The organism is Winogradskyella pelagia, from assembly GCF_017581965.1.
In the GTDB taxonomy this organism is placed as follows: Bacteria; Bacteroidota; Bacteroidia; order Flavobacteriales; family Flavobacteriaceae; genus Winogradskyella; species Winogradskyella pelagia.
Genome location: NZ_JAGEVF010000002.1, coordinates 222,563 through 239,366, shown reverse-complemented (window position 1 = coordinate 239,366; position 16,804 = coordinate 222,563). Strand labels below are relative to the sequence as shown.

At 38.4% G+C, this 16,804-nt stretch carries 14 protein-coding genes and 1 pseudogene; 1 reads left to right on the top strand and 14 read right to left on the bottom strand.

All coding sequences use genetic code 11. The features are described from left to right. Nucleotides 1–41: 41 nt before the first annotated feature. The 13 genes from murB to cysQ all read right to left on the bottom strand — a co-directional run bounded on the left by murB (nt 42) and on the right by cysQ (nt 11,941). On the bottom strand, nt 42–899 hold the full coding sequence (murB, locus tag J4050_RS03440; protein WP_208152555.1) for a UDP-N-acetylmuramate dehydrogenase: 858 nt from the start codon (nt 897–899) through the stop codon (nt 42–44). Between the two features lies 1 nt (nt 900). Next, nucleotides 901–2,193: an oligosaccharide flippase family protein gene (locus J4050_RS03435; protein ID WP_208152554.1), complete on the bottom strand. Its 1,293-nt coding sequence runs from the start codon at nt 2,191–2,193 to the stop codon at nt 901–903. Further along, a complete protein-coding gene (locus tag J4050_RS03430; RefSeq protein ID WP_208152553.1) occupies nt 2,193–2,729 on the bottom strand; it encodes a serine O-acetyltransferase in 537 nt (178 codons plus the stop codon). The genes J4050_RS03435 and J4050_RS03430 overlap by 1 nt, the downstream gene beginning before the upstream one ends. Then, nucleotides 2,729–3,961: a UDP-N-acetylglucosamine 1-carboxyvinyltransferase gene (locus J4050_RS03425; RefSeq protein ID WP_208152552.1), complete on the bottom strand. Its 1,233-nt coding sequence runs from the start codon at nt 3,959–3,961 to the stop codon at nt 2,729–2,731. Before J4050_RS03425 ends, J4050_RS03430 begins: the two co-directional genes overlap by 1 nt. 183 nt (nt 3,962–4,144) lie before the next feature. Then, the gene (locus tag J4050_RS03420; RefSeq protein WP_208152551.1) at nt 4,145–5,203 is read right to left on the bottom strand and encodes a GDP-L-fucose synthase family protein; all 1,059 of its coding nucleotides are present in this window, start codon (nt 5,201–5,203) and stop codon (nt 4,145–4,147) included. Nucleotides 5,204–5,284: 81 nt separating this feature from the next. Then, nucleotides 5,285–5,650, bottom strand: a complete 366-nt coding sequence (locus tag J4050_RS03415; RefSeq protein WP_208152550.1) for a four helix bundle protein — start codon at nt 5,648–5,650, stop codon at nt 5,285–5,287. A 63-nt stretch (nt 5,651–5,713) separates the two neighbouring features. Next, nucleotides 5,714–6,829, bottom strand: coding sequence for a GDP-mannose 4,6-dehydratase (gene gmd, locus J4050_RS03410; protein ID WP_208152549.1), 1,116 nt, complete (start codon nt 6,827–6,829; stop codon nt 5,714–5,716). Nucleotides 6,830–6,997: 168 nt separating this feature from the next. Next, nucleotides 6,998–7,870 carry a dTDP-4-dehydrorhamnose reductase gene (gene rfbD, locus J4050_RS03405; protein ID WP_208152548.1) on the bottom strand — a complete coding sequence of 291 codons (873 nt, stop codon included), beginning with the start codon at nt 7,868–7,870 and terminating at the stop codon, nt 6,998–7,000. Continuing rightward, on the bottom strand, nt 7,870–8,418 hold the full coding sequence (rfbC, locus tag J4050_RS03400) for a dTDP-4-dehydrorhamnose 3,5-epimerase (protein ID WP_208152547.1): 549 nt from the start codon (nt 8,416–8,418) through the stop codon (nt 7,870–7,872). Before rfbC ends, rfbD begins: the two co-directional genes overlap by 1 nt. A 5-nt stretch (nt 8,419–8,423) precedes the next feature. Continuing rightward, a complete protein-coding gene (rfbA, locus tag J4050_RS03395) occupies nt 8,424–9,284 on the bottom strand; it encodes a glucose-1-phosphate thymidylyltransferase RfbA (RefSeq protein ID WP_208152546.1) in 861 nt (286 codons plus the stop codon). 46 nt (nt 9,285–9,330) lie between these two features. Next, on the bottom strand, nt 9,331–9,687 hold the full coding sequence (locus J4050_RS03390; protein WP_438874710.1) for a four helix bundle protein: 357 nt from the start codon (nt 9,685–9,687) through the stop codon (nt 9,331–9,333). Between the two features lie 120 nt (nt 9,688–9,807). Then, complete coding sequence (rfbB, locus tag J4050_RS03385; protein ID WP_208152545.1) at nt 9,808–10,851, bottom strand: dTDP-glucose 4,6-dehydratase; 1,044 nt, start codon at nt 10,849–10,851, stop codon at nt 9,808–9,810. Between the two features lie 139 nt (nt 10,852–10,990). Next, nucleotides 10,991–11,941, bottom strand: a complete 951-nt coding sequence (gene cysQ / locus J4050_RS03380; protein ID WP_243878536.1) for a 3'(2'),5'-bisphosphate nucleotidase CysQ — start codon at nt 11,939–11,941, stop codon at nt 10,991–10,993. Nucleotides 11,942–12,406: 465 nt separating this feature from the next. Between cysQ and J4050_RS03375 the strand changes: the two genes are divergently transcribed. Next, entirely contained in the window at nt 12,407–15,859 is a 3,453-nt protein-coding gene (locus tag J4050_RS03375; RefSeq protein WP_208152544.1) for a T9SS-dependent choice-of-anchor J family protein, read from the top strand. Nucleotides 15,860–16,160: 301 nt separating this feature from the next. Here the strand turns inward: J4050_RS03375 and J4050_RS15405 are convergent. Continuing rightward, nucleotides 16,161–16,700: pseudogene (locus J4050_RS15405) on the bottom strand (GNAT family N-acetyltransferase); the annotation flags it as partial. Nucleotides 16,701–16,804 lie beyond the last annotated feature (104 nt).

Below are 16,804 nucleotides of genomic sequence, written 5' to 3'. Positions count from 1 at the left end.
TTATACCTTCTTTGAAAAAAATATTACCATAAGTAAAATCGCTAAATAATACGCTGTTCTACTTCTAAATCCACACCAAAGGTTTCCTTTACGCGTTCTTTGGTGTATCTAATGAGATCTAATATATCGGGTCCCGTGGCATTACCCACATTAACAATAAAACCACTATGTTTTTTGGATATCTCGGCATCACCAACTCTATAGCCTTTAAGCCCTAGTTCATCTAACATAGGCCCAACAAAACGCCCTGGTGGCCGTTTATAAACACTACCGCAATTGGGATAATCCCTAGGTTGCTTTGCCCAGCGCCTGGCTTTAGACTCCTCCATTATTGTTTTAATTTCTTCTGCATCTCCTTTTTGTAATTGAAACCAAGCTTTTAAAATGACTTTATCCTTTTGTTTTTGAAAAAGGCTATTACGATACGTTAATTCCAAGTCTTCATTATGTTTTTCTTTTACCGTCATATCTGCTAAATCCAAATACCTTACTTTCATTAGAATAGATTGTGTATTTCCCTCTTTAGTACCGGCATTCATGACTACCGCTCCTCCTATTGAACTTGGAATGTCGAAATAGAATTCTACACCTGCTAAACTATGTTCCAAGGCTTTCTCACTTACATCTAAGGTAGTAGCACCGGATTCGGCTGAAATAATGTGGGATTCTTTATCAACAGTTACGGTATTGAAATTACCATTGAACACTATAAAATCTTCATCATAATAAGTTTGGGTGAGTATAACGTTATAACCATTACCTAATAAAATGTAATCCCTTTTTAATCTATACAATTCTAATAAATCGTGTTCATTTTCTGGGAAAAAAACTCGGCTACATTTAGCTTTGAGCCTATATGCGTTATAATTAGTTAAGTCAAAATCTTTATAAACTTTCATGTCAGCGCTTTAACTTTTTTAGAAGTTGAACAATGGGCTGAAAATCTGAAGCCTTATATCTAAGAATCTCTTTAACAGGTAAATTAACTTCTTTACTGTAAAAGTGCACAAATAAGATTGCCGCTAAGGTGTAACTTACTGTTGATGCCAAAGCGGCACCAGAAGCTCCTTGTTTTGGTATCAAGACAAAGTTTAAAACTACATTAATGAGTAACGCTGGGAACATGGCTTTTAAGGATACCCACGGCTTGCCTTTACCTGACAAATCCATATTAATGACCTTAAATATGGTGAGCAGCAAAACTCCAGGAAGTAATATATTTAATACCAAGACACTATTTATAAAGGCATCTCCAAACATTAATATTATAATTTGCTCAGAAAGTAAAAACAAAACTAAGGCTCCTAAACCAATAACTAAAAATGACAACCTTAACAATTGAGTAACTTTAATGGAAAAGCCTATGTCGTCTTTAGAAACCGCACTGCGCGCAAAAACCACGGTACTCAACAACATGGGTATTTGCCATAAATACTCGGTAATGCTCACCCCTTTAGAATAAATACCCGTTTCAAAAGCGGTGCTTAGTTTATCCAATAAAATCACATCCATTCTGTAATTTAAGTTGATGACCAATAGTGCAAAGGCATATACCAACCCCAAAGACAACATGCGTTTGATGATTACCCAATTAAAATCAAAGCCAAAAGCTTTTATAAACTTATTTTTAAAGAATAACACTAGGCTTATAAATGTTGGACCAGAAATCATAGCTATTAAATAACCCGAAATTCCAAAAGACAGCCAAAGCACCAACACTAAAGTTACTACGAATATTAAAGCTGTTGGTATCCAATTGATTTTATTAAAGCTACTGATTTCATTTTTACCTAAAAAAATTCCTGAATTATAGGTATTAAATAACGTAAACGGTATTGGCATTAAGGCCAACAACACTAGCCATAGATTTTCTCCAGACTTACTAAAATACCGCATGAGTACAAAGCAAACTGCAATACTAAAAACGGTAGTAAATAACCAAATCTGTGTTATGGCTCTTTTTATCTCATCCTCAGAAAAAATGCCCTTACCTAAAAAATAGGTCGTAGATTGTCTAATCCCTAAAGAACCAAAAGACATAAATAATGAAGGATAGACGAGTAATGCTGCAATAATACCATTCTTTTCTGGACCTAAAACTCGAGCAATAATTATCGTAGTTGTAAAACCAAAAACCATCATCAAAGTTTTTGATACACCAATACTGAAAACATCATTAAAAAAACTTTTCATTAATTTTTGATAATGATTTTACAAGGATTACCTATTACTAACGAATTAGGAGGTACATCAATAGTAACAAAAGTTTTTGCGCCAACAACAGAATTGTCACCAATTTTAACATTACCCAAGATTATTGAATCTGCATATATTATTACATTATCCCCAACTTTAGGATAGCTCTTTTCCTTACCTTTCTTTCCATCACTACCTAAAGTAACATTTTGAAAAATTATAACATTATTTCCAATTTCTACACCAGCACCAATAACAACTCCTAAAGGATGAGGCAGTCTTAATCTATCACCTATCTTCGCTAAAAAAGAAATATCACAATTCATTTTAAAAATTAATTTCATTCTCATTCTTGAACCCAAGAACTTAAATAATCTATTATTAGAATGAAAATAATAACTACCTATTCTGTAAGAATAAAGTGCACTAAAACTTGGATTTAAAGTTTTAGCCACTAAACATTTAAACAACGTGGGATTACGACGAGGATAGTCTCTAAGGATTTGTCTATATGTTGCAAAAAGGCTTTTCATTATATCTTTACTCCAAGCCCATTCAATTTATCATGTAGATTTTCATACCCTCTACCTATTTGCCAGGTATTTTCAATGGTTGTTTCGCCTTCTGCAGTTAGTCCTGCCAAAACCAAAGCAATACCAGCTCTAAGGTCTAAAGCGGTAACTGTCGCTCCTGTAAGTGGGTTACCACCATGTATCTTAAGTAAATCGCCATCTATCTCGTAGTCCATACCCATTTTTGCTAATTCTTTAGCATACCCATAGCGCCCAGGAAACCGTAAATCTATAATACGAGACTCGCCTTGAGAAACAGCGCCAAATACGGCAAATAAGGGTTGCATATCTGAGTTTATGCCTGGATAAGGACCAGTACTAATATCTATAGGATAAGCTTCGCCACCTCTTACAATTAGGGAGTTTTCTCCTTTGTAGAATTTCATCCCACTTTCCCGTACGTGAATCAGTGGTACCTCCAAATGTTCAAACGGGAAATCCAAAATCTCCACATCTCCATTAGTGACCACGGCACCAATCGCCCACGTTAACGCTTCCATATTATCTGGTATCACACGATGCTTTACTCCGCTTAATTTCTTAACACCTTCTACAACAATACACTTTTGACCAAAGACCTTAATCTTTGCTCCCATTTTATTAAGCATAGTAATAAGGTCTATAATCTCAGGACGTATATGTGGATTCCAAACTGTTGTAGTTCCTTTTGCCAAGGTAGCACACAGAATGGCATTTTCTGTTGCTCCAGTAGAGCGCATTGATAAATGGATATCTCCTCCTTGAAGTCTTCCATTGGCTTTTGTACATAAATACCCGTCTTCTTCCCAAACTTTAGCACCCATTTGTTCTAAAATCATCACATGTAAATCGTACTTACGCTCTCCCAACTTACAACCTCCTGGTAGAGGCACTTTACCTTTACCAAAACGTGTAGTTAGCGTCCCCAAAATGAGTAATGAATTTCTTATAGAACGCTCGTCCCATAATAATTCTGGATTAATATTGTTTTCTAAAATCTTTAAATATCCGTCTGCTTCGGCACAGGTTTTGCCCATCTTATTGAGCATTTTAATATGCACCTGCATATCTAACAAACCGTTAGGCGAGTTATAAATTTCTACAGGCTCGTCAGTTAATACAGAGGCTGTTAATAATTTTAGCCCACTATTTTTAGCACCGCTGAGTCTTACCTGTCCTTGAAGTCTTGCTTTGGCAATTTTTAAGGTATCCATTAATCTTGGTTAGCGATATTGGCAAATCTAAAACATTTACAAGGACTCTCATAATCAAAACGCTGTAATTAAAAACTAAAAACTAACACTATAAAATTGTATCTAAACGTATGGTAGTAAACACAGTGTATAACCCAGAAGATACAAGACCATTAAAAGGCAATATAAATATGCGGCTCGACCTTACTTAGCCCTATTACGAAGAAACCAGTTGCAGGTCGTTCGGATACCGTCTTCCAAACCAATCTTAGGTGTCCAACCCAAGGCTTGCATCTTAGAACTATCCATTAACTTCCGTGGTGTACCATCGGGCTTGGAACTGTCCCAGATAATTTCGCCCTTATGCCCTACAATGGCCTGTATGGTTTCTGCCAAGGCCTTTATAGTCACATCGCTCCCCGTTCCCACATTATATAAATACTCCGGCAATACGTGTTCTACAGCAAATACTACCGCTTGTGCCAGATCGTCTACATGTAAAAATTCGCGCATCGGAGTCCCAGAGCCCCAGAGGGTGACGGGTTGGTGTTCACTGTTGGCTGTTGACTGTTGACTGTTGGCTGTTGAGTCTTGACCGTTGACCTTTGACTGTTGGCCATTGGCTGTTGAATCTTGACCGTTGACCTTTGACTGTTTGGCTTCGTGGAACTTGCGAATCATGGCTGGAAGTACATGGCTACTTTTTAAATCGAAATTATCGTTAGGGCCATATAAATTGGTAGGCATCAGGCTTACAAAATCCTTACCGTATTGTTTTCTAATCGCTTCACAAGCTTTTACTCCCGCAATCTTGGCTATAGCGTACCATTGATTGGTAGGCTCTAAGCTATCCGTAAGGAGATACTCTTCCTTTAAAGGCTGCGGTGCAAACTTGGGGTAGATACAGGAACTGCCTAAGAATATAAATTTCTGTATCTCAGCCTTATGGGCGGCATCAATCAGATTATTTTGAATCTGTAGATTCTCCATTAGAAATGGATACGGATGATCGTTATTAGCTAAAATACCTCCAACACGAGCCGCAGCGTCTATAATAACGTCTGGTTGTTCTGCAGTAATAAAATCATTGACTGCTTGTTGGTTCCGCAAATCGAGTTCCTGGCTTGTTCTCCCAATGAGGTTGTTATATCCCTTGGCTTCTAATGCGCGCCATACGGCTGAACCGACCATTCCGCGGTGGCCGGCGATGTAGATTTTACTGTGAGTGTTGACTGCTGATGTTTGACTTTTGGCTGTTGACATTTGGCTTTTGGCTATTGGCTTTTGACTGTTGACTTTTGACTTTTGACTGTTGACTTTTGACTTTTGACTGTTGACTATTGGTTAATTTAAATCCTCTTTTCTTATTTTTTGAATAAATGCATTAATCCGTTTTTCGAGACTATCTATTTTAATGAGGAGCTCTTCTATCCTTTCTAGTTCACAATAATTTAAATCTTGTATTATCTTTAATAACGTTTCTACTTCAAATGCTGAACCAAGACTCATTTCTAAATAACGATGAAAATCTTTTGAAGATTTTCTTGAAGCTCCTTCAGCAATATTATTTACTATCGAAACCGCAGCCCTTCTAATTTGAGAACTGAGACCATAAACTTCTTCTTTAGGAAATTCCTTGGTAATAACGTAAATATCTTTGACTAACACCATGCCGTCTTTATAAATATCCCAAACTCTAAAATTTCTCATAAGAGTTAAGCTGCTCAAAGGTAAAATGTCAATGGCTAATGGTCAATTGTCAAGCGTAACTTCCTACTCAAAATAATTCAACGTATCATAACCGCCCTCCTTTAAGAACTGCTCTTTTTGCATCAACTTAATATCACTTTGCATCATATCCTTTATTAAGTCCTGAAGCTGATAACGGCATTCCCAACCCAGTTTGTTTTTTGCTTTTGAGGCATCACCTATCAATAGGTCCACTTCTGTTGGCCTGAAATACCTTGAGTCGACCTCTAGCACACATTTACCCAGCTCTAGCTGATATTCTGGATTATTGCATTTATGCACATAGGCCTTTTCGTCAACGCCTTGTCCTTTAAATTCGAGCTCTACGCCAATTTCGGCAAAACTCATTTTTACAAAATCGCGCACAGGTGTGGTCTTACCTGTAGCAATCACCCAATCTTCGGCCTGGTCGGCTTGAAGAATTAGCCACATCATACGAACATAATCTTTGGCATGGCCCCAATCGCGCTGTGCATCGAGATTACCGAGATAGAATTTGTCTTGTATGCCTAAAGCAATACGCGCCACTGCCCTTGTAATTTTACGGGTCACAAACGTCTCCCCACGGATGGGCGACTCGTGATTGAACAGAATCCCATTACAGGCAAACATATTGTAAGCCTCACGGTAGTTCACGGTCATCCAATACGCATACATTTTAGCTACGGCATAGGGTGAACGCGGATAGAAAGGTGTGGTTTCGGATTGTGGCACTTCTTGGACCTTTCCATATAGTTCGGATGTAGAGGCCTGGTAAATCCGTGTTTTAGACTCTAAACCCAATAAACGAACCGCATCTAAAATACGAAGTGCGCCAAGACCATCTGCATTACCTGTATATTCTGGCATCTCAAAGGATACCTGAACGTGGCTCATAGCGGCTAAATTATATATTTCATCGGGCTGAATTTCCTTAATAAGGCGGATGAGGTTTGTACTATCCGTCATGTCGCCATAATGGAGGTAGAAATTTTGATGTTCTACATGTGGGTCTTGGTACAAATGATCAATGCGGTCTGTATTAAAGAGGGATGATCGTCGCTTTAAGCCGTGTACCTTATAACCCTTTTTTAATAAATATTCACTTAAATACGCGCCATCTTGCCCTGTTACCCCTGTAATAAACGCTACCTTGCTCATAATTCTATTCGGTCTTTTCTGTGGTGGTTGTGATAAGTCACAAATCTAAAACATTATAATGAACTTCCCCAAAGCATAGCAAAATGAGATATGCACAATATTATCAAGGATATTTGCAGTTTTCATCTAAATTTACTGATGCACTTTAGACCAACAACTTTGAATACCTCAACTGCCAGTTGTTTCTGTGAAACTATCTAAACTGTGCTTTAAACTCTGCGTCCAAGGCGGTATTTTAATATTAAATACACTCTGAATTTTATTTGTGTTTAACACAGAGTATTGTGGGCGTTGTGCTGGTGTGGGATATTCGGATGTGGGAATAGGCTTTACCTCGCCATCGACAGCCTTCATCTCAAAAATAGTATGAGCAAACTCGTACCATGTACAACTGCCGGTATTGGCATAATGATAGGTTTCTACCACAGAAGTATTGAGTTGTGGTAGAATATCTACAATAGCCTTGGCCAAATCCGCGGCATATGTTGGTGACCCTAGCTGATCGTTTACCACATGTAAAACATCTTTTTCCTTACCATAACCCATCATGGTTTTTACAAAATTGGAACCATATACAGAATAGAGCCAAGAGGTTCTGATGATAATACTATGTGCTGGGTTAACCAATTTCATCAGTAATTCTCCATCTAATTTAGACTGCCCATAAACACTTTGTGGATTAGTGCTATCCGTTTCGAGATAAGGTGTTGTTGCCGTCCCATCAAACACATAATCGGTTGAGATATGTATGAGTTTTACCTGGTGCTCCTTACAAGCTTTAGCTAAATAGCCCAAGGCTAAATGATTAACGGCATTGGCCAATTCGGGTTCTGCTTCGGCCTTATCCACATCAGTATAGGCCGCACAGTTAATTAATGCATCGAAATTGTGGGTTCTAAAGAAGTCCTCTACCGCTTTCTCTTTGGTAACATCCAAAGACTCTTTATCAGTAAACAAGAACTGGTATTTGGGAAACGCCTTGGCTAAGGCTTGTAGCTCCGAACCCAACTGCCCGTTTTTACCTGTGACTAATATGGTCATTATAGATGCTTGATTTGTTTGAATCTCGGTAATTTCAGGTCTTTTTCTGACAACTTTAAATCTGACTCTTGCAACACCCAGTCTATATTTAGGTCTGGGTCGTTATAAAGGATGCCGGCTTCGGACGCTTTGTTATAATAATTATCGCATTTATAAGCAAACAGAGCAGTTTCGCTCAACACCACAAAACCATGGGCAAAACCTCTAGGGATAAAGAGTTGTTTTCTATTGGTGTCTGAAAGCTCTGTGGAAAAATAGTGTCCATAGGTTGAGGAATTGGCTCTAATGTCAACTGCAACATCTAAAATCCTCCCATGAATCACCCTTACTAATTTCGCCTGTGCGTGTTTCCCTTCTTGAAAGTGCAATCCTCTCAATACACCCTTAGTGGAATACGATTCATTGTCTTGTACAAATTGAATATCGGCTCCGATTAAGGCATTGAACTTCTCTTGATGATAGCTTTCCATAAAATAGCCTCTTTCATCTGAATACAAATTAGGTTGTATTTCAAAACAACCGTCTAATGGCATATCAATTATCTTCATGCGACCTATTCTATAAGGCTTAATAAGTGTTTTCCGTAGCCACTTTTAGTCAGTGGAATTATCAAGGATTTAAACTGCTCTTTGTTAATATAACCCATACGGTAGGCAGCTTCTTCAATAGATCCAATTTTTAAACCTTGACGTTCTTCAATGGCCTGCACAAATTGTGCGGCCTGCATAAGAGACTTAAAGGTCCCTGTATCTAACCAAGCCGTGCCTTTATCTAAAACGCTCACCTTCAATTTACCTTGTGCTAGATACACCTTATTCACATCTGTAATCTCCAACTCTCCACGACGGCTCGGTGTGATGCTTTTGGCAATATCCACAACTTTGTTATCATAAAAATAAATACCAGGTACCGCATAATTAGATTTTGGGTTTTTGGGTTTTTCTTCAATGGAAATGGCTTTTGCATTGTCATCAAATTCTACAACGCCATAACGCTCTGCATCCTGAACATGATAGGCATAGATAATACCACCGTCTGGGTCATTATTCTGTTGCAATAATTCTGCAAGACCCGTTCCGTAAAAAATATTGTCTCCTAAAATAAGGGCCACCTTGTCATCTCCAATAAAGGCCTCACCAATAATAAAGGCCTCTGCCAAGCCGTTAGGTTCTTCTTGCACAGCATACTGAAATTGACAACCCAGTTGCGAACCATCACCAAGGAGTTTTTGGAATAAAGGCAAATCTTGAGGTGTTGCTATAACCAAAATATCGCGGATACCAGACCACATTAAGGTAGATAGCGGATAATATATCATAGGCTTGTCGTAGACAAGCATCAGCTGCTTACTCACCGACAATGTTAGGGGATGTAAACGTGTGCCTGAGCCTCCGGCTAGTATGATTCCTTTCATCGATTTATGCTTAAATGGTTATAAAGTTATACTTATGGTTAATGGCTTAATTGTTTATGCTCTTTATCAATTTTGAAAGCATGTTTCTAATAAAATAAATACTATTGTTAATGTCATCTAAATGGGCTACATAGCCGAGCCTTTGGGAAATTTCCAATTGTGTTTCCACTTCAGAAAGCGATCCTAAAGCTATAAATAAAAATCTGGAAAATTCCTTTGCCCCTTTTCTTCCTGCCCCTTCGGCTATATTGGATGGAATGGAGACTGAAGCCCTTCGCAACTGTGCCGTTAATCCAAAAGCTTCCTTTGAGGGAAAATGCTCCGTTATATCATAGATTTTAACAACAAAATCCATAGACTCCTGCCAAACTTTTAAGTCCTTATGGGATTTTATCTCCTTCACTTATAACTAATTACTTTTACAAACATTTTATCCAATAATTTTGAACGCTACACGCTCTAACCTCATAACCTCATAACCTCTTAACCTCTTAACCTCTTAACCTCTTAACCTCTTAACCTCTTAACTATACTGTTTCTGATAATACGATTTATATTCACCAGATGTGACGTGGTCTAACCACTCCGGATTGTTTAAATACCAATCTATTGTTTTTTCTAAACCTTCTTCAAAAGTAACACTAGGTTTCCACCCAAGTTCTTTTTGTATTTTAGACGCATCAATGGCATAGCGCAAATCATGCCCTGGTCGGTCTTTAACATAAGTAATTAATTGCTCGGAGTTTCCTTTAGGCTTGTTATAGCGCTTGTCCATCTGTTGGCAGAGTAACTTAACCAAGTCAATATTTTTCCACTCGTTACAACCGCCTATGTTATAGGTTTCCCCCTTTACCCCTTTATGAAAAACCAAATCAATGGCTTTAGCATGATCAATAACATAAAGCCAATCCCTAGTGTAGTTGCCGTCACCATAAACCGGAAGAGGTATTTGATTAATGACATTATTAATAAATAATGGAATCAATTTTTCTGGAAATTGATTGGGTCCATAGTTATTAGAGCAATTTGTAATAATGTAGGGCAAGCCGTAAGTCTCTCCATAAGCTCTCACAAAATGATCCGAACTTGCTTTTGAAGCAGAGTAAGGAGAATTAGGATCGTAAGCTGTTTGCTCCGTAAATAAGCCTGTTTCGCCTAAGGTTCCATAGACTTCGTCTGTACTGATATGGTAGAACAATTTATCTTCAAATTGTCCCTTCCAAAGCGCCTTAAACGCATTTAATAAATTAACTGTTCCAATGACATTAGTCTTTACAAAAGCCAAAGGATCTGTAATAGACCGATCTACATGAGATTCCGCCGCCAAATGAATGACAGCATCAAATTTATAGTTTTGAAATATTGTAGCTAAAAAAGCCTGATCGGTGATATCCCCTTTTAAAAAGGTATAGTTTGGATGCCCTTGAATATCCTTAAGATTCTCCAAATTACCAGCATAGGTTAAGGCATCCAAATTATAAATATGATAATTGGGATAGGTAGTCACAAACTGACGCACCACATGTGACCCTATAAATCCTGCACCTCCTGTAATTAAAATGTTCATCGATTAGATTCTAACTTCAAAAATACCGTTTTTTCATTAGGAAAACCTTGAATTGCCTTTAGCACTTACTATTGTACACAAATCTAAAACAATCTTTATACTAAGCCAATTGCTTTACTGGTTTTTAAAAACATAGCCATCAGGATTTAGCCGCAACAAACGAAGGATTATAGAGATCTGCTTTGTTATACCGTAATGGCGTATGAGTTACCTGGGAAATTATGTCTATATCCACAGCATTACAAATGGCATGACCAGCTGCTGTGTCCCATTCCATAGTTGGTGCAAATCTTGGATATACATGAGCCTTGCCTTCAGCTAACCAACAAAATTTGAGAGAACTCCCTTTTGTTAATAAGGTTACTTTGGTGAAATCACGTTTAACAGCCTCAATAAAACCTTGTGTTTCTTTAGTCATATGTGACTGGCTACCGATAATAGTAATATGTTGCGAAGGGCTGCCTTTAGGAAAGATTTGTTTTGATTTACTAATAACATTTTCAAGACTTGTATTGTGATTTTCCAGTTCTGCCTTAAAAGCTAATTTTGCTATCGCATCAGCAAAATACAAGGTCTTGCTAGCAGGAATATAAATGACTCCCAAACTCGGTTGACCAGATTCTACAAACGCAATATTAACGGTAAACTCGCCATTACGTTTAATAAATTCTTTAGTACCATCTAGCGGATCAACGATCCAGCATTGCTTCCAGTGCTTTCTAATACCATACTCTAACTGTATATTCTCCTCACTTATAATTGGAATACCTATCGGTTTTAAATAAGCATTAATAATCGTATTAGCCTCTTTATCCGCTAATGTAAGTGGCGAATTATCCGATTTGAATTCGACAGCAATATCATTTTTATAAATAGCCATTATAGATTTACCTGCCGATAATGCCGCATGTATTGCGGTAACCAAGTTTGTGTTTTTAAGAATGCTATCCATCACCAGCAATATACTATTTTCCACGTCATGCTTCCAAATGACTTTTATACACTGAATACCTCTTAAGTCATTTAATGGCACCAAGTCAACAAACGTAGGAATTTTAATGCATTTTATTATATTTGCAACAATTAGCATTCTCATCAGGCTAAAAATAAATCGTCAAAGACCGTTAAAACGTCTATGATAATGGCAGTAATGTCAAACACATTGGGATACTACAATGGCCTTACAAAAGTTAAGGTTAGTCTTTTAGCCCCATATATTTTCGATAAAACATACAGATTTGTCCATAGCGCTTCAGCTATAGGCATATCCTTTTCTTGCTATAACCCTTTTAAACAATTCAACAATTTCTAAAAACCTCACGATGACAGATCCTTAGATATGCAATGGACACCCTAAGTACTTCTTGTGACTATAACATACTTGTGGTGTCTTAATGACACATAACCCTTAATTAATAACTCTGAAAAACTCGAACATGTTCGAATACTCTTCATTGTGCGCATGAGTAATCCGTAAATTTTTTCATAGTTATTAAAATTTAAACCAATAGGATAACACCATGTTGTCCCTACAAATTAATTGATATGACTAGCTATGAAAACAAATATCATTTTTTTAAGCCTTATATGTCTTAGCCTATACGGTTACGGACAAACCACATTTTATTCTGAAGATTTTACAGGTCAGGACGGACAAGGTGCCACTGGACCTGGAGGGAGCAATCCCAGTATTGACCTCAGCGGCGTAGATTGGACCATAGATGTTTCTAGTGGAAGTTTTGCTGATACCAATGACTATTTTAGAGTTATAACCCTGGGCGGAAACGAACTGCTCGAAGGTCGTGATTTAGACACCCAAGCCATATGGTTTTCTCCAATTATTGATATCAATAACTTTTTCGATGTAGAATTTACTATTGAGGTTTCTGAATCCAATGGCCTCGGCGGCAACAATCTCGAACCAACCGATACTGTTGCTATTGAATACCGTATCGATGGTGGTGCCTGGACTGAAGCCTCGACTAACGGAAGTTTTGCAAACGATTACGATCCTACTACAGCAAGCCAAGCCATGCTAAATGGCAGTACTCTAGAGCTAAGGGTGATTATGACCAATAATGGCGGTGGGGAGCGTATGCGGATTGATAATATTGAAGTCAATGGTTTTGAAAACTGTACGGCATTTGCCTTGCCTTTTTCCGAAGATTTTGAAAGCGGTGTCTTTCCGCCAACCTGTTGGAGCAGTTACCGTGGCGTAAATAATTTGGGCACCATTAATGATTGGACGACCTCAACTCTTGTAGCCAACTCCGGGACAACCGCTGCTTTCGTAGAATTTGAAGCCGTTACAGGTGGTAATGCCCAAGATTGGCTGGTAACACCAGCTATTGACTTAGGGACTAACCAAACCCAACTGCGCTTTTTTGCACGAGAACAGTTTACTGTAGATTATAATACCGAATATACTGTACGGATTTCTGAAACCTCAGCTACCGATATTAGCAGTTTTACGACCCTACAAACTTATACCGAAGCCCAACTTGGCAATACCTTTAACGAAAAAACCATAGACCTATCTGCCTACTCTGGTATTGTATACGTCGCCTTTGTTATGGAACAAAACGACGGTGATAATTGGTTTTTGGATGATGTTTCCGTTACTGATATTTCGGGCTGTACAATACCAGCTGACGTGAGTAACCTTAGTGCTAATTATAGTGATGGTAATGTTGATTTAAGCTGGGCTTTAAGCAACTGCTATGATGAAGTTTTGGTCGTAGCCAGAGAGGGCAGCGCGGTTACGGCAGCGCCGAGTGGTGACGGCAGCACCTATATTGCCAATACTAATTTTGGTGGTGGTACTGAACTCTCTACTAACGAATTTATTGTGTTTCAAGGCACAGGCAATACCGTTTCAGTATCTAATGTAGATTTTGGGAACACCTATCATTTTAGAGTTTTTACAAGAAAAGGTACCGTATGGAGCACAGGTGTTGCTACTAGTATTGCTATTGATTATTGTGAAGTCACTGGCGATACCACTTTTGACACCTCCATTACACTAGTAAATTTCGGAAGTATTAACAATGTCACCGGACAGGGTTCAGGCTATGATGATTTTACCGCACTAGCAACAACAGTAACCCGAGGTAGTACAGAAAACCTTACCGTAAATCTTAATACCGACGGTAACTTTGCCGTTTACAGCTATGCTTGGATTGATTGGAATAGAGATGGTGATTTTGATGATGCCAATGAGACTTATGATTTAGGGGAGACCATCAATAATCCCGATGGACCAACAGCCAATAGCCCACTGAGTATTACGATACCCAACGATGCTGTTTTGGGTAATACAAGGCTACGTGTTTTATGTCAGTATTATTTTGATAGTATTCCACTTAACGGACCCTGCGAAGGTTCTACAGATGGAGAGATTGAAGATTATACTATTACGGTACTACCCGGAACCAACTTTGTTTACGATAACGGCTGGGCACCGTCTGACCCTAATGGTGTGGCTACATCTGCAGACAATATTACCATAGTTAATGGTGATGCATCCATTACGAGTTCAACAACCTGTAACAGTCTCATGGTAAATCCAGGCGCAGGGCTTATTGTAGATACTGGAGTAACCTTAGATATCCTCAACACACTAGTTTTAGAATCCACATCAACCAGCTACTCTAGTCTATTGCTAAATGGAACTATCAATGGTGACGTATTTTATGAGCGCCATGTCAACAGCGCCGCAGGTACGGGCTCAACCACAACTAATAATGACCTTATTAGCCCGCCATTATCTGGACAGTCCTTTGGAGATTTTAGAACAGAAAACATAAATTTAGTTTCAGGTACCATTGGTGGTAGTCCAGCATTTTTATTTGGTCCGTTTGATATCAATTCAGGAAACTACATTAATTACCAACCCTCAAACGATTCTGAAACTTTAGATGCCGGAGAAGGTTTTAGAACAGGCTCTGCAGATAATAGCAGCTTTATCTTTTCTGGTAATGTAGAAACAGGAGCAGTTAATGTGCCTATTAGCATCGGTAGCAGCAGCGACTGGAACCTCGTTGGCAATCCATACCCTAGCTATCTCAATGTACAAGACTTTTTAAATAATGGTAACAATACTGCATTATTAGATGAGAATGCTGTAGGTATATATGGCTATGACGGTTCTGCAGATGATGGCTGGACGATTTATACACTTGCCAATACTACAGGGGCAACAGCTATAGCTCCTGGTCAAGGCTTTTTTGTACGTGCCGAAACTAATGGTAATCTTTTGTTTAATCCTGCCATGCAACGTACTGGAAATACAGACGACTTTATTCCTGGGCGTAATGCACAACTTACCTTTTTAAAGCTTCAACTCAGTTCCGGGCATCAGCGCTATAGCACTGAATTTTACTTTAACGCAAATTCTAGCTTAGGTCTAGATAGCGGTTACGACGCTGAAGTATGGGGCTCTACGCCAGAAGCCTTCGCTATATACTCCATTGCTCCCGAAGATGATTTGCAACTCCCTTTAGGCTTGCAAAGTTTACATACAAATGATTTATCCGAGGTTATTATTCCACTAGGACTCGAAGCTTCTGGAAATCGTACTCTTCGTTTTGAGCGTATAACTTCGCAATTACCACAAGGCACAGAAGTCTTTTTATTGGATTTGGCCAAAGAAACAGCCACTTCGTTAAATGAAAATTCTTATGAAGTTACTATAACTAATAGTCTGAGTGGTACAGGTCGTTTTTATTTGAAGTTTCAAAATGCAACACTCGGAACACCTGAGAGCAATTTCGATACCCTGAGTATACATTTTTTACAGCGCAATAAACAAATTGAAATCGCAGGTAACCTTGAGGCTGATGCAGACTTTAGGGTTCATGATATTACAGGGAAGGTAGTGTTGAAAACCGCTTTAAAATCTGGGATAAACAGACAGCGCATTGATGTGTCTAATTTAGACAATGGCGTTTATATTATACAAGTCTTAAATAGGAATGGTCAACACACAAAAAAGATGGTGATACACTAATTAATTTTTTGAACCACAAGTTATACACCTCGATTGCCAATGTAATCCTAATGGACTAGAGGTACTTGAATGTGCTAAACTAGTATCTTGGAGATTTATACTTTAGCTTGTAAACCAATAATACTAATTCTATGAGTTTATTCTTGTAGCAGGAAAATTCGCCCAGATATTGCACTTCTCGCCCGCGAGATGCTTTTTTAAATGTGTAAACGCTATCGGCAGAATGCGTACTGGGACCAATGCGGCCAAAATCGAAAGTTTCATAGCCTTCAGCCTTTAACAACTCAAGGAGTTCTTGAACTATAAAATAACTCGCCCCACATTCTCGAGATTTTAAAGCGTTTGAGGCAAATATATCTGTAGCAAAACGGTCATTACAATGTATAACCCGAGCACAGAGCGGCTCTCCGTCTTCACTCGATACAAAAAACACCCTTATATCCTCCTCTTCTACAAGTGCTTTAATTTGGTAGTCTCTGTGCCCAACAGCACGACCTTTTAAATTATTCATTTCCCTATAGAGGTCAACGATAGCCTTTATATCCGCCTCAGAGCAATGTGTTTTCTCTTCAAAAATGAGATTATGGCCAGCGGTACGCTTAATATTTCGCTTCCAATTGGTATCGAATCTAAAGGGTTCTTGTAAATCGATTTCAATAGTTAATGGACAATTAAAACTGCCTAAAGGTCTTAAAAATCCAGCCCTCCGTAAACCAATTTCAAAGCTCGTATTATAGACGGTATTGCTGTCTATATCAACTCCCACAAAGTCATCAATTTGAGCTAGTTGGGAGAAAAACTTTGTAATAACATTAGCTTTTAAATGCTGTGCATGGGCCATACCCTCAATGACAAAGAGAAATTTCTTTAATACAGGAACTTTAAACATAAAGCCCCAAACGGCAATTGTTGGCTGCGCCTCATCATTGACAAAATAGCGAATTT

What these genes read in the sequence shown, in the direction of transcription:
- murB (WP_208152555.1), bottom strand. Translation starts at nt 899, where the DNA reads ATGAAAGTTTATAAAGATTTTGACTTAACTAATTATAACGCATATAGG.
- J4050_RS03435 (WP_208152554.1), bottom strand. Translation starts at nt 2,193, where the DNA reads ATGAAAAGTTTTTTTAATGATGTTTTCAGTATTGGTGTATCAAAAACT.
- J4050_RS03430 (WP_208152553.1), bottom strand. Translation starts at nt 2,729, where the DNA reads ATGAAAAGCCTTTTTGCAACATATAGACAAATCCTTAGAGACTATCCT.
- J4050_RS03425 (WP_208152552.1), bottom strand. Translation starts at nt 3,961, where the DNA reads ATGGATACCTTAAAAATTGCCAAAGCAAGACTTCAAGGACAGGTAAGA.
- J4050_RS03420 (WP_208152551.1), bottom strand. Translation starts at nt 5,203, where the DNA reads ATGTCAACAGCCAAAAGTCAAACATCAGCAGTCAACACTCACAGTAAA.
- J4050_RS03415 (WP_208152550.1), bottom strand. Translation starts at nt 5,650, where the DNA reads ATGAGAAATTTTAGAGTTTGGGATATTTATAAAGACGGCATGGTGTTA.
- gmd (WP_208152549.1), bottom strand. Translation starts at nt 6,829, where the DNA reads ATGAGCAAGGTAGCGTTTATTACAGGGGTAACAGGGCAAGATGGCGCG.
- rfbD (WP_208152548.1), bottom strand. Translation starts at nt 7,870, where the DNA reads ATGACCATATTAGTCACAGGTAAAAACGGGCAGTTGGGTTCGGAGCTA.
- rfbC (WP_208152547.1), bottom strand. Translation starts at nt 8,418, where the DNA reads ATGAAGATAATTGATATGCCATTAGACGGTTGTTTTGAAATACAACCT.
- rfbA (WP_208152546.1), bottom strand. Translation starts at nt 9,284, where the DNA reads ATGAAAGGAATCATACTAGCCGGAGGCTCAGGCACACGTTTACATCCC.
- rfbB (WP_208152545.1), bottom strand. Translation starts at nt 10,851, where the DNA reads ATGAACATTTTAATTACAGGAGGTGCAGGATTTATAGGGTCACATGTG.
- cysQ (WP_243878536.1), bottom strand. Translation starts at nt 11,941, where the DNA reads ATGCTAATTGTTGCAAATATAATAAAATGCATTAAAATTCCTACGTTT.
- J4050_RS03375 (WP_208152544.1), top strand. Translation starts at nt 12,407, where the DNA reads ATGAAAACAAATATCATTTTTTTAAGCCTTATATGTCTTAGCCTATAC.